Origin of the sequence: Rubrobacter marinus (assembly GCF_011492965.1) — a bacterium.
Lineage (GTDB): Bacteria > Actinomycetota > Rubrobacteria > Rubrobacterales > Rubrobacteraceae > Rubrobacter_F > Rubrobacter_F marinus.
The window spans coordinates 2,585,068-2,600,740 of sequence record NZ_CP045121.1 but is presented as its reverse complement, the minus strand read 5'-3'; the positions used below and the strand labels follow the sequence as shown (position 1 = coordinate 2,600,740).

The 15,673-nt window shown below is 70.8% G+C and carries 18 protein-coding genes and 1 pseudogene; 5 read left to right on the top strand and 14 right to left on the bottom strand.

What is annotated here, in order from left to right; translation table 11 throughout:
- The 6 genes from GBA65_RS13375 to GBA65_RS13350 all read right to left on the bottom strand — a co-directional run bounded on the left by GBA65_RS13375 (window position 1) and on the right by GBA65_RS13350 (window position 5,615).
- On the bottom strand, window positions 1–1,602 hold the full coding sequence (locus GBA65_RS13375) for a Na+/H+ antiporter (protein ID WP_166396970.1): 1,602 nt from the start codon (window positions 1,600–1,602) through the stop codon (window positions 1–3).
- Window positions 1,602–2,240: a sensor histidine kinase gene (locus GBA65_RS13370; protein WP_166396969.1), complete on the bottom strand. Its 639-nt coding sequence runs from the start codon at window positions 2,238–2,240 to the stop codon at window positions 1,602–1,604. The genes GBA65_RS13375 and GBA65_RS13370 overlap by 1 nt, the downstream gene beginning before the upstream one ends.
- Window positions 2,201–3,094 carry a Crp/Fnr family transcriptional regulator gene (locus GBA65_RS13365; protein ID WP_166396968.1) on the bottom strand — a complete coding sequence of 298 codons (894 nt, stop codon included), beginning with the start codon at window positions 3,092–3,094 and terminating at the stop codon, window positions 2,201–2,203. Before GBA65_RS13365 ends, GBA65_RS13370 begins: the two co-directional genes overlap by 40 nt.
- A gap of 12 nt (window positions 3,095–3,106) precedes the next feature.
- The gene (locus GBA65_RS13360) at window positions 3,107–4,054 is read right to left on the bottom strand and encodes a zinc-binding dehydrogenase (protein ID WP_166396967.1); all 948 of its coding nucleotides are present in this window, start codon (window positions 4,052–4,054) and stop codon (window positions 3,107–3,109) included.
- 482 nt (window positions 4,055–4,536) lie between these two features.
- Window positions 4,537–5,142 (bottom strand): DUF1775 domain-containing protein, encoded by a 606-nt coding sequence (locus GBA65_RS13355; protein ID WP_166396966.1) that lies wholly within the window; start codon window positions 5,140–5,142, stop codon window positions 4,537–4,539.
- Window positions 5,143–5,204: 62 nt separating this feature from the next.
- The gene (locus GBA65_RS13350) at window positions 5,205–5,615 is read right to left on the bottom strand and encodes a hypothetical protein (RefSeq protein WP_166396965.1); all 411 of its coding nucleotides are present in this window, start codon (window positions 5,613–5,615) and stop codon (window positions 5,205–5,207) included.
- 927 nt (window positions 5,616–6,542) lie between these two features.
- On the opposite strand from GBA65_RS13350, the gene GBA65_RS13345 reads away from it, so the two are divergent.
- Window positions 6,543–7,223 (top strand): DsbA family protein, encoded by a 681-nt coding sequence (locus GBA65_RS13345; protein ID WP_166396964.1) that lies wholly within the window; start codon window positions 6,543–6,545, stop codon window positions 7,221–7,223.
- A 1-nt stretch (window position 7,224) separates the two neighbouring features.
- Window positions 7,225–7,668: a vitamin K epoxide reductase family protein gene (locus GBA65_RS13340; RefSeq protein WP_166396963.1), complete on the top strand. Its 444-nt coding sequence runs from the start codon at window positions 7,225–7,227 to the stop codon at window positions 7,666–7,668.
- Between the two features lie 1,579 nt (window positions 7,669–9,247).
- Here the strand turns inward: GBA65_RS13340 and GBA65_RS13335 are convergent.
- The 4 genes from GBA65_RS13335 to GBA65_RS13320 form a co-directional block, all read right to left on the bottom strand.
- On the bottom strand, window positions 9,248–9,463 hold the full coding sequence (locus GBA65_RS13335) for a hypothetical protein (protein ID WP_166396962.1): 216 nt from the start codon (window positions 9,461–9,463) through the stop codon (window positions 9,248–9,250).
- Between the two features lie 107 nt (window positions 9,464–9,570).
- Window positions 9,571–11,283: a CocE/NonD family hydrolase gene (locus GBA65_RS13330; RefSeq protein ID WP_207955766.1), complete on the bottom strand. Its 1,713-nt coding sequence runs from the start codon at window positions 11,281–11,283 to the stop codon at window positions 9,571–9,573.
- Between the two features lie 123 nt (window positions 11,284–11,406).
- Window positions 11,407–11,673: a ubiquitin carboxyl-terminal hydrolase 14 gene (locus GBA65_RS13325; protein ID WP_166396961.1), complete on the bottom strand. Its 267-nt coding sequence runs from the start codon at window positions 11,671–11,673 to the stop codon at window positions 11,407–11,409.
- Between the two features lie 43 nt (window positions 11,674–11,716).
- Window positions 11,717–12,112, bottom strand: a complete 396-nt coding sequence (locus GBA65_RS13320) for a nuclear transport factor 2 family protein (RefSeq protein ID WP_166396960.1) — start codon at window positions 12,110–12,112, stop codon at window positions 11,717–11,719.
- 173 nt (window positions 12,113–12,285) lie between these two features.
- Here GBA65_RS13320 and GBA65_RS13315 point away from each other — a divergent pair, with 173 nt between their 5' ends.
- Genes GBA65_RS13315 through GBA65_RS23250 form a run of 3 tightly spaced genes read left to right on the top strand, consistent with a single transcriptional unit; the run spans window position 12,286 to window position 13,372 of the window.
- The gene (locus GBA65_RS13315) at window positions 12,286–12,831 is read left to right on the top strand and encodes a DUF2585 family protein (protein WP_166396959.1); all 546 of its coding nucleotides are present in this window, start codon (window positions 12,286–12,288) and stop codon (window positions 12,829–12,831) included.
- Window positions 12,832–12,849: 18 nt separating this feature from the next.
- The gene (locus GBA65_RS23255; RefSeq protein WP_207955765.1) at window positions 12,850–13,137 is read left to right on the top strand and encodes a hypothetical protein; all 288 of its coding nucleotides are present in this window, start codon (window positions 12,850–12,852) and stop codon (window positions 13,135–13,137) included.
- Window positions 13,130–13,372: a hypothetical protein gene (locus GBA65_RS23250; RefSeq protein WP_207955764.1), complete on the top strand. Its 243-nt coding sequence runs from the start codon at window positions 13,130–13,132 to the stop codon at window positions 13,370–13,372. Before GBA65_RS23255 ends, GBA65_RS23250 begins: the two co-directional genes overlap by 8 nt.
- Here the strand turns inward: GBA65_RS23250 and GBA65_RS26540 are convergent.
- The 4 genes and pseudogenes from GBA65_RS26540 to GBA65_RS13300 all read right to left on the bottom strand — a co-directional run.
- Window positions 13,270–13,563: pseudogene (locus GBA65_RS26540) on the bottom strand (MFS transporter); the annotation flags it as partial. The gene GBA65_RS23250 and the pseudogene GBA65_RS26540 overlap by 103 nt on opposite strands.
- Window positions 13,464–14,489 (bottom strand): MFS transporter, encoded by a 1,026-nt coding sequence (locus GBA65_RS23245; protein WP_207955763.1) that lies wholly within the window; start codon window positions 14,487–14,489, stop codon window positions 13,464–13,466. The pseudogene GBA65_RS26540 and the gene GBA65_RS23245, both read right to left, overlap by 100 nt.
- Before the next feature lie 24 nt (window positions 14,490–14,513).
- Window positions 14,514–15,083: a DUF924 family protein gene (locus GBA65_RS13305; protein WP_166396958.1), complete on the bottom strand. Its 570-nt coding sequence runs from the start codon at window positions 15,081–15,083 to the stop codon at window positions 14,514–14,516.
- Window positions 15,080–15,670, bottom strand: a complete 591-nt coding sequence (locus GBA65_RS13300) for a DNA integrity scanning protein DisA nucleotide-binding domain protein (RefSeq protein WP_166396957.1) — start codon at window positions 15,668–15,670, stop codon at window positions 15,080–15,082. Before GBA65_RS13300 ends, GBA65_RS13305 begins: the two co-directional genes overlap by 4 nt.
- Window positions 15,671–15,673 lie beyond the last annotated feature (3 nt).

Below are 15,673 nucleotides of genomic sequence, written 5' to 3'. Positions count from 1 at the left end.
TCAGATCTCCAGTCGCGCGTCTTCGAGGTCGAGGTCGCGCTCGACGTTGCGCATCGCTTCGTCCCCTATCTTCCCCTCGCTCCTCATGCGGAGGACCGCCGCGCGCTCGGCTTCGAGGAGTTCGCGGCGGAAGCGTTGAAAGTCCGAGGAGCGTTCCTCGAGGTCCTCCTCGCCGTCCTCGTAGGAGCCGACGTGGCGGGCCACGAAGCGGCGGCGGCGGTAGCCGTAGAGGCCGCGCATCCTCTCGGCCGTGTCCTCGCGGACCCAGCCCTCCTCCGCCAGCTCGTCGATGCGGTCCAGGGCGGCCTCGGCGGCGACGAGGCGCGCCTTGATCTCCTCCCGTTCGGAGGCCCCGTCGTCGTGGATGTCGAGCCACCGGATCAGGGGTTGGAGGGTCAGCCCCTGCCCGACCACCGTCACGAGGATGACGCAGAAGGTGAGGAAGAGGATCAGGTCGCGGGCGGCGATGCTCTCGGGGACGGCGAGCGCCGCCGCCAGTGAGACCGCGCCGCGCATCCCGGCGTAGGAGATCACCATGACGTTCTGCCACGGCGGCGAGGGGTCGCGCTCCCTGAGTCGGGGGCTCAGCCAGCGGGGGACGTAGGTGGCCGGGAAGACCCAGAGGAAGCGCGCCAGGATGACCGCCAGGCTCACGAGCGCGCCGTAGAGGGCGAGGGTGGCGAGGGAGAGGTTCTCGTCCGAGAGCTCTTCGAGGATGGCCGGCAGTTGCAGCCCGACGAGGATAAACAGGAGCGAGTTCAGCAGGAACGTCACGGTCTCCCAGACCGAGAACGCCTGCAGGCGCGTGCGGGGCGACGTCAGGGACGGGTTGCGCCAGCCCACGTAGATGCCGACCGTAACCGCCGCGAGCACCGCGGACGCCGGGAGTATCTCGGAGTTGTTCAACTCCTCGGCCGGCAGGTAGGCGGCGTAGCCCGTGAAGAGGGTTATGGTGATCTCCACGAGCGGGTCCTCGACCCGGCGGCGCACGGCGACGATGATCCAGCCGACCAGGAGCCCTATGCCCACCCCGATCGCGACGCCGACGACGAAACGGTAGCCGAGGTCCAGAAAAGAGAAGGCGGCCCCCCCGGCCACGACGAGGGCGATCCTGAACAGGACGAGCGCCGAGGCGTCGTTCACGAGGCTCTCGCCTTCGAGGAGCGTCACGATCCTGCGCGGCACCCCGAGCCTCTGGGCGATGGCGGTCGCCGCCACGGGGTCGGTGGGGGAGAGGATCCCGCCGAGCACGAACGCCACGGCCCAGGGCAGCCCTATCACCCAGTGCGCCACCGCGGCGACCGCCACGGCCGTGAGCAGGACCAGCCCGACCGCGAGGAGCCCTATCGGCCTTATGTTCGCCCGGAGGTCGCGCAGCGACGAGAAGAACGCCGCGGAGTAGAGCAGCGGCGGCAGGAACAATACGAGCACCAGCTCGGGCTCGAGCTCGATGTGCAGGCCGCGCACCCCCGGCGCGAAGCCGAGGACGAGGCCGCCGAGGACCAGCAGGATGGGGTAGGGAACCTCCAGCTTGTCGGCGATGAGGACGAGCCCCGCCACCGCTACCAGCAGCCCGAAGACGACGAGCTCGATGTGCTCCACTACCGCGCCTCCACCGCGCCCTCCGCGGCACCTCCCGCCGCGTCGCCCGGCGCCTCGACCGCCAGCGGCAGCCGGACCTGGAAACGCGTCTCCCCCGGCCTCGACTCGACGCGGATGTCGCCCCCGTGGCGCCCGACGACCACCCTGTAGCTGAGGTCCAGCCCGAGCCCCGTCCCCTCGCCCACGCCCTTCGTGGTGAAGAAAGGCTCGAAGATGCGGCCCCGGAGGGCCTCCGGGATGCCGGGCCCGTCGTCCGAGACCTCGACGAGCACCCCGTCGCGCTCGCAGGTGGTCCGGAGCTTCACGCTTCCGCGCTCTTCGGGCCCGCGCCCCGACCTAGCGGCGTCCACGGCGTTGTCCAGAATCTGGGTCCACGCCTGGTTGAGCTCGCCGCCGTAGGCGGTGATGCGCGGCAGCCTCTGGTCGTACTCGCGGGTGATCTCCACGCCGTCGAGCTTGTAGGCGAGCACGGCGAGCGTGCTCTCGAGGCCCTCGTTGACGTCGACCTCCTGGAGCGGGGCCTCGTCCATGTAGGAGTAGGATTTCACCGCCCCGACGAGCGCCGAGACGCGCGCGGAGCCCGCCTCGACCTCCCCGATCAAACCCGCCGCGCCGAGCACCGCCCCCAGGTAACGCATTGCCTCGGGCAGAACGTCTTCGGGCAGCCGGGAGGCCGCGCCCTCGAGCCACGCCACGTCCAGGCCCGCGCCGACGAAGGCGGGGAGAGGTCCCACCCCTCCTCGACGCCGCGCTCCTCGAGCCACGCCGCCGCCTCGTCCTCCCGGTCGTTGAGCTCGATGGGGCCCAGGCCCGGCGCGGGGCCCTCGCCGCTCGCCGCCCGCTCCTGCGCCTCGGCGGCGACGGCCTCCAGCGCGGAGAGCCCTTCGGGCCCCAGGCGCCCCGAGGCCGCCAGGCGGGCCAGCCCCAGACCCCGCTCGTTCGACTCCCTGAGGGTCTCGCGGAGGCGGCCGGCGGCGCGGAGGGCGGCCGAGGCGGGGTTGTTCAGCTCGTGGGCGAGGCCGGCGGCCAGGGTGCCGAGCCCTTCGAGCCGCTCGCGCTGCTGGGCTACGGATTGCAGGATCTGGACGCGCTGGGCCATCGTCTCCAGCACCCTCTGGCCGAAGGAGGGGTAGGAGTTGAGCATTCGCCGAAACTCGTCCTCGGGGATCAGGAAGAGGCGAACGTCCGTGAGCGCGCGCCCCGTCGCCTGGAAGGGGGTGCCGGCGAGGAGCGGGACCTCGGCGAAGAAATCGCCGGGCGTGTAGGTGTTTATCGTCACCTCGCCGCCGCTCACCGTCTTCGTGATCCTGAGGTCGCCCTCCAGGATGATGTAGAGGTCGTCGACGGGCTGGCCCTCGCGGCCGTTGATCTCGCCCGCCGGGACGAACTTCTCCGACCCCGACTGCGCGACGCGCACCAGCGCCTCGTCGCCGAGCCCCTCCAGGAGCGGGACCTGCCGCAACTCCTCCATCAGACGCCGCGTGGGCTCCATCGGGCCTCCCCCTTAACCCGCGACGTGCAGCACGGCCTTGCCGGTAAAGCCCCTGTCGAGGAGCCGCTTCGCGACGGGCCCGACCTCCGTCCACGACGCCTCCACCTCTACCCGCGGCGCGAGCCGCCCGTCGGAGACGAGGGAGGCCAGGCGGGCGAGCCCCACGGAGGCCGGCCTCGACAGGACCTCGTGGAAGAGGATGAAGCCGTGGACCTTCGCGCCGCCGGTGAGGTAGAAGTCCCGGACGTCGAAGGTGACGCCGTAGGAGGCCGAGCCGCCGAAGGCCACGCACGTCCCCTCGGGGGCGAGCATGGAGAGGGCCTCGCCGAGCACCGGGCCGCCGACGGAGTCCAGGATCAGGTCGTACGGCCCGAACCCCGCCGCCGCCTTCGCCCCGTCGCCGACGGCGACCTCGTCGGCCCCGGCCTCGCGGGCGATGGGCTCGTGCTCGGCGCGCCGCACCAGCGCGACGACGCGCCCGCCGGAGAGCCGCCCGAGCCGGAGCGCGAAATCCCCCGCCCCGCCCGAAGCGCCCGTCACGAGCACCGTCCGCCCCAGGAGGTTGCCGCCCATCTCCAGGGCGTAGAGCGCGGTCAGCCCCGCGACCGGGAGCGTCGCGGCCTCGGCGAAGGAGACGTTGTCCGGCAGCTCGGCGAGGGCGACGGTCGGGACGGCGACGTTCTCGGCCCAGGCCCCGGAGGATTTCAGCCCGACGACCCTGGCGCCCTCGGCGGGGCCGGAGCCGTCCGCGGCGGCCCTCTCGACCGTACCGGCGAGGTCCCAGCCGGGGTTGAAGCCGGCCTCGGCCGCCTGCGCGCGGTTCACCTCGCCGCGGTTGAGCGAGATCGCCGCGACCCTGACCACGGCCTGCGAGGAGTCGGGCGAGGGAGCCGGGACGCCGCCGAGAGCCAGGCGGGCGGGGGCGTCGGGATCGACCAGTACCGCGCGGATCTCTGCCACTTCCCAACCCTCCGTAAGCTCGCCAGCCCCTACCCCTTCGCTACGCACGCGTCATTGTACTGTCTGTCCCGGGCTCGAACCCCTCCTCGAAAGGCTAGGTCGGCCGCGTCCGAGACGCCCTTGCGGCCTCGCGTGCCGGACGCCGCGCGCGGCCGGGACGGGCCTTCGGCCACAGCCCCAAGACGTGAGCGTGTTACGGCTCGGCTCTCGCGCTTGGAAGGGCGCGGTGTTCGCGTACGTTTCGGTCTTGGCCGGGGAACCCGAACCGTAACCACCGGGAGGGGGACCGGAGAGCTCACGCTCCGGTCCCCCTCCCTCCTTCGGTTCGTCCGAACGGAACACCGTCGCCTCCGTGACGGCGGCGATGTCCGGCTGCTCGTTCTCGTACTAGGAGGTTCGGGGACAACCCACTCTTGGGTGTTTTGCCGGGGGCCGGGGCGCGAAAAACGCCCCGGCCCTTTGCCGTCCCCTCCTGTGCGGTGCTAGATGCCGCGCCTCCTGCTCATCAATAGGGCGCCCGCTGCCGCGGCGCCCAGTAGGCCGAGCGCGACCGCTCCCAGGGGGAGGCCGCCCGTCTCGGGCATCGCGCCCGTATCGGAGGCCGGGTCGCCGTGTTGCGACTCGTCGGCCCCCCCGGAGACCGCCCCGCTCGCGGAGATCGCGACCACCGGGGCGGGATCTTCGGAATCGGCCGCGCCCGTCCATTCGGCGACCTCGCCGTCCTCGTAGGTCTGGATGGCCGCGAACGCGTAGTCGCCGGGCTCGCCGGAAGCCTGGGCGACGAAGGTGAACTGCGCGGCCTCGCCCGCGGGGACCGAGCCGCCCGACCACGCGATCGTGCCGGCGTCCGCCGTGACCTCGAAGCCTTCGGGCGCGCTCGCGTCCACGACCTCGAAGCCCTCGGGGACGCGGAGTTCGAGATCCGTGTAAGCCACGTCGGACTCGTTCGGGACCTCCACGACGAGCTCCTGCGAGCTGCCCTGGGGGACTTCGGCCGGGGAGATCTCCACGTGCGCCCAGGCCACCCCGGAGGCGGCCAGCGTCATCAGCGAGCCCAGGAGGGCAAGCCGGAACAAAGCTCTAAGCATCTTCTTCCTTCCTCTTCGGTTCCTTCCGTTTCGCCTCGTCGAGCCCGGACGGAGGCCGGGCCCTAGGCCGGGAAGATCGGGGGCCTGTGAGGGACGGAGGGGAAGTGCTGGTTCGCGAGGGCGCTCGCCTGCCGGAACAGGGGCCGTGCGTCGTCCGCCCGATGCGGCGACGCGGTCTTCTCGACCGGGACGCTCTTCAGGGAGTCGGGGGAGAGCGCCGCCAGGTTCGCCGTCGGCGCCAGGTCGGGGGTCGAGGCGTCCAGGTCCGCCACGGGACGTCCCTGGGCCCCGCCGAACCCGGGGACGGCCTTCGACCCGAGGCCGTGGTGGTGGAGGTTCCCGCTCCCGATGGCCTCGTCGTGGAGCTTTGCCTGCTCGAGGGTGACGTGCTCCCCCTCGAACCAGGCGAAGTAGGAGACGGGCTGGGCGAGTATCAGCGCCAGGGCGAGCAGGCAGGACGGGAAGAGCCCCAACGACCTGCCTTCTCTGTAATCTCCGCGGTGCGCAACCGACGCCAGGGCCAACCTGCTCCCCTTCCTAAGTTCTTACGCCGTAAAGGCAGCGTACCGGCGGGCCAGGACGCGGCGCCTCGCTCAAATGGGCCAGCTTCTCAGCGGACCCGGACGCTCGGGGCGGATGCTCGTCGGGAAGCCCGGGGCGAGGGGCAGCGAGGACGATGGACCAGGGGTCGTCCCCGGGCTCCAGGGAGCCGTGCCAGCGGTCGCGGACGCGACCGCCGCCGGCCGCGTCGTCTTCGATGCTCGGAAGATCCTGGTGGGTCTCGTCGTCTCCCCCCCGTCCCAAGGTACGCAACGGTAGCATTATGCTGCCTGGCGGCACCTTTTTGCGCGCCGACCTGCCGCCGTTGCCAACGAGGGGTTTATCGGGGCATGTACAATCTCTGCGCTGTGAGATTCAGGGTCGCCATCCGGTACTTGCTGTTCGCGCTTCTGGTCGCGGCCTTCGTCGCCTTGTACCCCCAGTTGGATGCCGCCGGCTATTGCGAAGGCGGCGGATGTCCCGAGGTCTCTTACCCGGCACACGGCGCCGGGCCGGGGGCCAGCGGCGTCGCCGGTTCCGGGGTTTCTTTCGTGGTCGCCGCCCTCGTCGTGGTTCCGGGTGTTCTCCACCCCTACGCAGCCCGATTCTCGCTTACGCCCTGGAGTACCGAAGTCCTTCTTGGCATAGATCTCCCTCCGGAAGTCCCTCCGCCCCGGCGCTAGGCGAAGCCCGAGCAGGGCGCTCCTGGCGTCGAGGACGCCTCGTATCACCTGCCCTTGCCGGGTCTCACCGTCCATCCCATAAGGGAACCGCCGCCGCATCTCTCGAGCGATCGAATCGCCCGGGGCATTCCCGCGCGGCTGCGCTCCCGACTCGAGTACTCGCGAGAGGAGAGATGCATGACCAGGACCGTTCCGCCGGGCTCCCGGCGGTTACTACTCGCCCTTACCCTGGGGACGGCCGTCCTCGTGACGGGCCTGTTGGTGGCTTTGAGCCAGTTGGGCGCAGGCCACGCAGGCAGCCCCGAAGAGCTCTACGCCGGGATACCCCAGGACGGAACGACGCTGGGCGAAGCGGAGGCGCCCGTGACCGTCTCCGTCTACGAGGACTTCCAGTGCCCATTCTGCGGCAGGTTCGGCCGTGAGGTCCTCCCGGACGTGGTGCGAGAGTACGTCAGGAGCGGGGAGGTCAGGGTCGAGTCCCGGCCGATGGCCTTTCTCGGCGAGGACTCGCTCGAAGCCGCGAGGGCGGCGCTCGCCGCCGCCGAGCAGGACCTCTACTGGCAGTACCACTCGCTGCTCTTCGAGAATCAGGGCGCGGAGAACACGGGCTACGTCACCGACGCGCTCCTCGAGCGGCTGGCCCGGCAGACCCCGGGCCTCGACCCGGGTCCGTGGAACGATCTGCGCGCGAGCGGCTCGGCGGGCTCGGAGCTTGAGGACGTCCGGGCCGAGGCCGGGGCCCGCGGCGTGGACTCCACGCCCACCCTGATCGTGAGCGGCCCCGGGGGCGACGAGGTGCTCGAGGGAGCGAGGGACTTCGAGGAGGTCGCGGAGGCCATCGAAGAGGCGCGCGGGTAGCATGGCCGACGACGCAAGGAGCAGAACGAACGGCGGACCCCTGCGCGCGGCGCTCGCCGCTCTGGCCGCCGCCGGATTCGTGATCAGCGCCTACCTCACGTGGGTGCACCTCGTGGGGACGGCGCCCGTCTGCGCCGCCGGGAGCACGGGCTGCCTCGCGGTGCAGACCAGCCCTTACGCCGAGATCCTCGGCGCGCCGGTGCCGGTGCTCGGTCTGGCCGCGTACGCCGGCCTCCTGCTCTCGGCGACCCAGAGGGGGCAGGTGGGCGTCTACCTCGGTCTGCTCCTGACCCTGGTGGGGACGCTCTTCAGCGCGTACCTGACCTACCTGGAGCTCTTCGTGATCGGGGCCGTCTGCCAGTGGTGCGTGGCGAGCGCCGCGATCATGGCCGCGGCCCTCGTATGCGCCGCCTTGCGGGTCGCGCGCCTGCCGGGGACCCGATGATCCTGCGACCAGTAGCGTCTCCCTCGGGCTACGCTCCGGCGTAGCCGCTCGAAGGGGTGCCGGGAGCGTCGGGACCCGCTCCACGCCTTGTGCTCCGCGCCTCCTCGCTCCACCACCGCTCGTGTTCCCGCGACAAAGCGGCGCGAGAAGCGGGCGCGAGCCCATGGTGAGTGATACAAAAGAAGCAAGGTCGGGTCGCACGCGGGCGCCTACCCAGCCCCCCTCCGTGGGCAGCCCCACACCCTCCGTCGGTCACCGGCCCGGCCTTTGCGGGGTCCTCGTCGCGATCGAGGACCCGAAGGGGGTAGCCGTGCGGTCGGAGCACGGGGGTTTCTGGCGGGACGAGGCGAAGGAGGGACGGTCGATGGAGGAGCGCACGAGGGAGGTGCCCGTCGGGCCCGGTTTCGTGCCGGGGACGTCGTGGGGATCGAGATGGGTTCCTTGCGGCACGACGCGGACCTGGAGGAGGTGCTCGCGGTCTTCCGGGCCGACGACGCGGTGGGGACGGGGCTCGCGCGTGCCGCGAGATCACGCTGCGGGACGACTCCTCCGGAAGGTCCCGAGGCGGCGCCGCTCCTTCGTGAGCAGAGCGGGCGACGAATTCAGCAGGGTTACCCTCTCCGCCGTCGTCCCCGACGAAGCCTCGCCCGGCGAGTACCGGTGTTTGCGACTGGAGGCCGAGACCGGCGCGGGCGAAGAGTGCCCTTCGATCCGGTCTCAGAGGCCGCGTGGCGTGGCTGGCGCTTCCGGGTGCAGGGGGAGTAAGGGGACCGTAAGTAATGCGCCACCCGGCGCGAGCCGGGACGTACCGGCTTCGACGCCCTCGAAGGTCCCCAGCGCGGTGTTGTTTACCCCTAGCCAGCGATATTTCCCAGCCGCGTACGCGTAGACAGAGGCGGCTCGACGGCGCCTGTCTGGCGTGCCGGCTTGCCCTGCTGGTGCTAACAGGCGCGTGCGCGTCTGAGATCGGCGGAGCGACGGTCGGTGTCGTGATGGGACGGACCCGACGCCGGTAATAGCGGGGAAAGGAAAGAGGAAGGGGGTGGCGCCGGGTCCGTGTCATCGTTGTACGCCGTTGGGGTAACAGAGCGGTAACGCATCGGCAACGAAAAGGTAACGACCTCATGCCTGGCGGCCGTGAGGCGCGTCGAGCGCGCTACGGGAGGGTGCTGGAGCCCGAGACGTACGTCGTCGTACCGCATTCGGAGGCGTACCTCCCAATCATTATGCCGAAGCCGACCTCACGCGAGGCGGGATCCAGGATGAGCACTTTGGCGTTGTCCCCGTCCTGCCCGCGTCTCGCGTCGTCCTCCGAAGTCGTTTTCTAGGACCGCTCGTAGCGGGGGTCGAAGCGCCCGCCCCTCCTTCGCGCGGGGTCCAGCCTGTAGCGGCCGCAGGAGGGCATTGCTTCCGGGAGGCGTAGGTGATGCGCGGGGGCGGACCGGAGCATAGAGGTAGGCGACCTCGTAGGGCTCCCCGCAGGCGCACTCGCGCCTCAAAGTGTAAGTCTTGCCTTCTCCCACGACGGAGCCTCCTCTTTCGACCGTCCCCGCAGAACTCCTGGCCCTCAGTTCACGAACTAAGCGAGGATCTGCGCCTCCACCCTCGGGATGAGGAGCCCGTCGAGCACGGCACACCATGCGAGTTCGCCGGCCTCCAGGGCACGCCCGAACTCGTCGTAGAGGTCGAGGAGGAGCCCCCCGAAGTCCTCCGAGCGGCCGGTGACGTCGCCGGGCTGCGCCCCCTTCTCCGCAGTAACCTCTCCCGCCGTCCGCTCCGCAATGGATGTCGTCATATTGGGTCCCTCCCTTCGATGCTTTACCGACCAGTTATCGGATAGAGCACGAGAAAACTTAAGCCTGCCAAGCGCCGTGTGTTCATGGGGAGCGCAGAGGAGCTTGGCTAAGCGAGGACGCTCAGGACCACCGCAGAGGGATGGAGTGGATCGTGGAAGACCTGTTGGGCGGCGGCCACGAGCTTCGTTGCCGCCGCCAGTGGCTCGCCGCTGCCGGTGTTCCTCGCGAGGCGGGGGTGGGCACCGCTGGAGATCTGGACCCTGAGGCGATGCCCTCGCCGGAAGCTGTGCGCCGTCGGCCAAAGCTCGATCCTCAGCTGTAGCGTCTCGTCTTCTTCGGGCTCGGGGCGACCGGGGGAGACGCGCAGGAGCGCGTCCGAGACGTTGACGGACCTGCCCGACGGCTCGACGTCGCAGAGGCGGGCGAAGAAGTCGGCGTGCGCGAGGCTAGATCTCACCCACAGCTCGGCCTCCACCGGCCCCACTACCTCCAGGTTCCGACCCAACGGCTCGCTCGTGTACGTCAGCACGTCGGGCCGGGCCTCCAGGGCGCGGTTGTCCCGCGGTCCGGCACCGCGACCAAAAAGCGGGCCGCCGACGGACGGCGTCGGGTCGGCCGGGTCGTAGCGGTAGCCCTCGGGCGGCGAGTCCCCCGGTGCCTCGCGCGCCAGGAGGTGTCCGCCGTGCAGATGCCAGCGTTCCGCTCGGACGCCCGGGGGCGGGAAGTCGGGGTAGTCTCGCCATTCCTCGGCCCCGCCCACGTGGACTCGGACCGGGGTATCCCGGAGCCTGCCGCGCTCGCCCTTCGCGTGGGTGTCGAAGAAGGCGAGCGCCTCGCGGGTGGCGACGGGCACCCACGCCGGGTCCTCGTGCGCCCAGGGACCGATCGTTAGCCGGGGCTGCCTACCGGCGTCCCGCAACCTCGCGTAGTCCCGTAGCAGCCCCGGCAGGAACAGGTCGTACCTGCCGCCCAAGAGGTGCACCGGGGCGGTGATCCCGGCGACGGCGTCGCCGTGGCGGGCCGAGTCCCACCAAGGATCGTGCGGGGCGTCGTGCTCGAGCCAGCCCTGCCAGTAGTCGACCCTTCGGCCGGTCGCCCATCGGTCGAGGTCGCCGAGCGGCAGGCGGGCTTCGGCGCGGCCGACCGCGCGCCCCTCCACCCCGAGGAGCACCCGCCCGAAGGCCCGGACGAGGTGTAGGGGCTCGTCGCGCTCGAAGTTCCACCGCTGCCTCGTCCAGCGCAGGAACGTGTGGAGCGCGAACGAGCCGCCCTCGTAGACCGGCTCACGGAAGTCGGAGGGGGCGAGCTGCACCGCCATCGCCCTCGGCCGCGGGATGCCCTCCCACGAGCCGTCGTCCGGCACGGAGGCCAGCGCCGAGGCTAGCGCCCACTGGCTGAAGCCCAGGTAGCTCGGCCCGGTGGTCACGACGTCCCCGGCCCAAGGCTGGCGCCCGAGCCACACGAGCGTGTCCAGGCCGTCGGCCGCCTCCTGGCGGAACGGGTCGAGAATGCCTCCCGAGTGTTCCGTCCCCCGGCAGCTCTGGATGACGACCTCGTAGCCCCGCTCGGCGAACGGCCGTCCGTACATTACCGAGTGCAGGCCTCCCTTGCCGTAGGGGGAGCGCACGAGCACCGTGGGGAGCTCCGCTGCGTCTCCCGCCCCGCCGTCCTCGGGCGCATAGCGGTCGGCCAACAGCACGACCCCGTCGCGCATCGGCACGCGCAGGTTTCGCGTGACCTCGATCTTGCGGGTCCGCGCCGGCGGGAGCTCGAGAACGCGTTCCAAAACCTGGCTGAGGATGGACCCGAACAAGGTCACGGGTGCCGCTCCCTCCTCTCGTGCCTGCGGGCGTCCCGGTACGAGCGGGGTGATCGGCTCGTCCGACGGGGAGGCGTGGTCTCCGCGTCCCCGGATCTTTCGGGCAGGTTCGCCTTCTCGCCTCTAACTTCTCGGCTCCATCACGACGTTGTCCACGTAGCAGAAGATCCAGGCCTCGCCGGGCTCGAAGCTCCGGACGAGCGGGTGTCCCTCGGCGTGGAAGTGTTTCGTCGCGTGCTTGTTCTTGCTCGAGTCGCAGCAACCTACGTGGCCGCAGATCAGGCACTCCCGGAGGTGGACCCAGGTGTCGCCCGTCGCCAGGCACTCCTCGCAGCCGTTCGCCGAGGGCGAGACCTCGTTGATCTGGTCCAGGTGCGTGCACGTTTGCATGCTGCTCTCCTTCCGTGGTCGGGGGCCGGACGGCTAGCCGCTGCTAGCCGTCCGGCCGCGCCTCGTTCGACTCGTCCATGCCCGCCGCGAGGAGCGCGCTCGCGAGGTCGGGGTGACGGACCACCCGCGTGACCCGGCCGTCGCGGAAGGCGAAGACGGAGCCTACGGTCTGTTCCCCGGTCGTCTGACCGGTACCCGCGTCGCGCCAGCTCGCGTCGCCCTCGACTACCACCGTCCCCGCCCGGTGGAAGATGCGCCTCGGCTCGATGCGTACTCCCGAGCGAGCGACCCATTCGCGCAGGAGTTGCGCGCCCCGGCCGGTCCCTCGCGGCCCGCCGACCTCGACGTCCGGGTGGGAGAGCGCCACGAGAAGATCCGCGTCCCCGGCGTTCAGGGCCTCGTGCCAATCGCGGACGACGCGGACCTCCGGGGCGGTCACGGGCGGGCTCCCGGCTTCGCCCGACGGGTGCTGCGTGCCGGAGCCGGGTCTACGAGCGATCGTGCAGAGGAGCTCCTGCCGGACGGGGCCAGCGCGGGCGCTCGCCGTCCCTCCCGTGCTGCGTGTGGACGGGCAAACGCCGAGCGCATATCCTGCCGGGGGTGAGGAGAATTTTGCCGTGGCTCGTTGCGGCCGCCGCCGTGGCCGGGACCGTGTACGGGCTGCAGAGCCAGGGGCGTTTGTGGTGGTGTTCTTGCGGCTACCTCCTTCCGTGGTCGGGGGAGCCCGCGAGCTCGGACACCTCGCAGCACCTCTCCGACCCGTACAGCCTCACGCACGTGCTGCACGGGTTCGTGTTCTACGGGCTGCTGGCCCCTCTGGCGGGCTCGCTCGCGTTGTCCTGGCGTCTCTCGCTCGCGGTGGCCCTCGAGGGCGTCTGGGAGATCGTCGAGAACTCGGAGTACGTGATCCGGCGCTATAGGGAGGGGACGGCCGCGCTCGGCTACGAGGGCGACGCGATCGTGAACTCGCTCGGCGACATGGCCGCGTGCGCGCTCGGGTTCGTGCTCGCCTACCACCTCGGCGCCCGCCGGACGCTCGCGCTCTTTCTCGTCATGGAGGTCGTGCTGATCGCCTGGATCAGGGACAGCCTGCTCCTCAACGTCCTGATGCTGATCTACCCGGTAGAGGCGATCAGGACGTGGCAGATGGGCCTCTAGCGGCCGGACGGACGGGGGTTGCTCGCGAGCGTTCTGCTTCACGCCGGGGCGGTCCCCGGCTCGGTGGGGCTCGCCTCTCCGACGCCTTCGGGGCGGCCCTTCCCCTCGATCATCACCGCGGCGGCGACCGCGCTCGCGACGGCGAGACCGGCGGCGACGAGCATGATCAGGCGGAACGCCCCGACGAACGACTCGTCGACGGCCTCTTCGACGGCCGCCGCCTGCCCCGCCCGAGGCCCGCCGGCGTCTCCGCCCCGCGAGGTCGACCTTGCGCTCTTCGAGCTGCTGGCGAGCTTCCGTGGGTAGGCCCAGCCCGTCTACGCGGGAGTCGAGGCCGCTGGAGAAGGCGGCGAAGACCAGGATGCCCAGGATCGGGATCGCGAGGAGCCCCGCCGTCCTGGAGACCGCGTTGTTCACCCCCGAGGCGAGCCCCGAGTGGCGCCCCTCGACGGAGTTCAGGGCGGTCGTGGTCAGGGGCGCTATGACGAGCGACATTCCGAGGCCCTGCACCAGGACGGCCGGGAAGAAGGTGGTCCAGTAGGAGCCCCCGGTGCCGGGGAGGGCGAAGAGGACGAAGCCCACGGCGGCGACGAGGGGGCCTACGATCAGGGGCAGCCTCGCCCCGTAGCGCGTCACGAGCCCGCCGGCCCAACGGCTGAGGAGGAACGTGACGACGATGAACGGGAGAAAGGCCGCGCCCGCGGCGGTCGCGGAGTAACCGTGTACCTGGATGAGGTTGAACGGCAGAAAGTACAGCGAGCCCCGAGGCCGGCGTACAGGAGCAGCGTCAGGAGGTTCGCCCCCGAGAAGTTGCGGCTCTTGAACAGGGAGAGGGGCATCATCGGCTCGTGGGAGCGCCTCTCGACGAAGACGAACGCGACGAGGGAGGCGACGCCGAGGGCGAGGGCGCCGAGGACCAGCCCGTCTCCGAAGCCGCGGCTCGTCGATTCGATCAGGCCGTACACGATCCCGCCGAGGCCGACGGTGGCGAGCACCGCGCCGGGTACGTCGAGCTTGCGCGCGTCCGGGTCGCGGCTCTCCGGGACGTGGCGGGCGACGAGGTAGAGCACGAGCGCCGCGAGCGGCACGTTGATGAGGAAGGCCGCCCGCCAGGAGACGTTTTCGACGAGGTAGCCGCCGAGGACGGGGCCGATGGCCGCCGTGATCCCGGAGAAGCCCGACCACGTCCCGATCGCCTTGCCGCGCGCCTCGCCCTCGAAGGAGGCGCTGATGATCGCGAGGGAGCCCGGCACGAGGAGCGCCCCGCCGATGCCCTGGGCGGCGCGGGCGATTATAAGCTGCGTGGGGTCCTGGGCGAGGCCGCACGCGACGGAGGCTACGGCGAAGACGGCGATCCCCAGGGAGTAGATCCTGCGCCGCCCGTAATGGTCGCCGAGCGAGCCGCCGACGAGGATGAGGGCGGCGAGAAAGAGCGCGTAGGCCTCGACGATCCACTGGGCGTCGACGGCGGTCGCGTCGAGGCGCGTCTGGATCTGCGGCAGCGCCACGTTGACGACGGTGCTGTCGATAAACGCCATCGCCGAGCCTATGATCGTGGCGGCGAGGATCCAGGGTCCCGAGCTCGGCGCGCACGGCGCCGCCCCCTTACCCGAGAGGATGACGCCTTCGTCGCAGGGCGGGTTGCCGATGTTCGCCACGCTTCTCCTCCCTTATCTCGAACCTCAGAACGACGAGCCCGGGCCTCTCAAAAACTCCGCCTCCTCGACCGTCGTCTCCCGGCCTAAGATGGCGTTGCGGTGCGGGAAGCGCCCGAACCTCTCGACGATCTCCTTGTGGCCCTCGGCGTAGGGCACCGGGTCCGACTCCCCGACCTTGCCGAGGTTGCGGAAGAGGTCGAGGGCGAGGCGCTGGTCCTCGATCTCCTCGCTGTGCATGAACGGCATGTACAGGAACCACCGTTCCAGCGGCCGGAGCTCCCGGTCGAGGGCCCTCTCCACGGCGTACCTCGCGGCCTCGAGCGCCTTCCCGTCCGTCGCGTACGTCCTCGGGTCGTTGCGGAACATGTTGCGGGGGAACTGGTCCAGCACGATCACGAGCGCCACGGCCCCCCGCGCGTCCTCGCGCCGGTCGTCGTGCTCGCCGGCCGCGGCCTCCTCGTAGAGGCCCAGGAAACGGTCCCTTATCTCCTCGTCGAAGGCGGCGTCCTTGCGGAACCACTCCTCGCGGAAGCCGCCGTAGCCCTCCTCTCCCTCCCTGCCGAACCAGAAGTCGAGGACGTCGTCGGGCCTCATTCGGCCGGGCCCACGATCGTCACGCCCTCCTCCGTCTGGGCCACGGGGCGGTTGCGGATCTGGGAGCTGTAGCGGTCGAACATCCAGAGCTCCGGCGTGATCTCCGAGATCAGCTTCCCGTCGTCGAACATCCTGACCATCGAGCTCTCGGAGACGGCGACGGAGACGGCCCCCGTCCTGTGGCTGACGGAGGCGGCGGCCATGTGTCGGCTCCCGAGCCCGAGGGGCAGCTCCAGGCTGTCGGAGACGGTGTCGAGGTAGCGGGCGGCCGAGAGGACGACGCCCTCGTCCGAGACGACGAACGCCCCGTCGAGCTGGGCGAGCTCCTTGAGGGTCTCGCGCACGTTCGGGTCTTCTATGTGCTTCTTCTCGTCGGCGTGCCCCTGGAGGGGGTCCAGGATCATCGGCCGTGAACTCCGGAGCACCGCCTCGGAGTCGCCGACGACGAAGAGCGTCCCGATCTTGCGTCCCTCCCGTCCCTCCCGCGCTATCTCCACGGCGAGCGTTATGACCTGCTCCAGGACGCGCGTGTCCACGCGCCGCTTCTCCGAGCAGATCTCCTTGAAAAGCTGCGTTTCGGTGTACAAGCC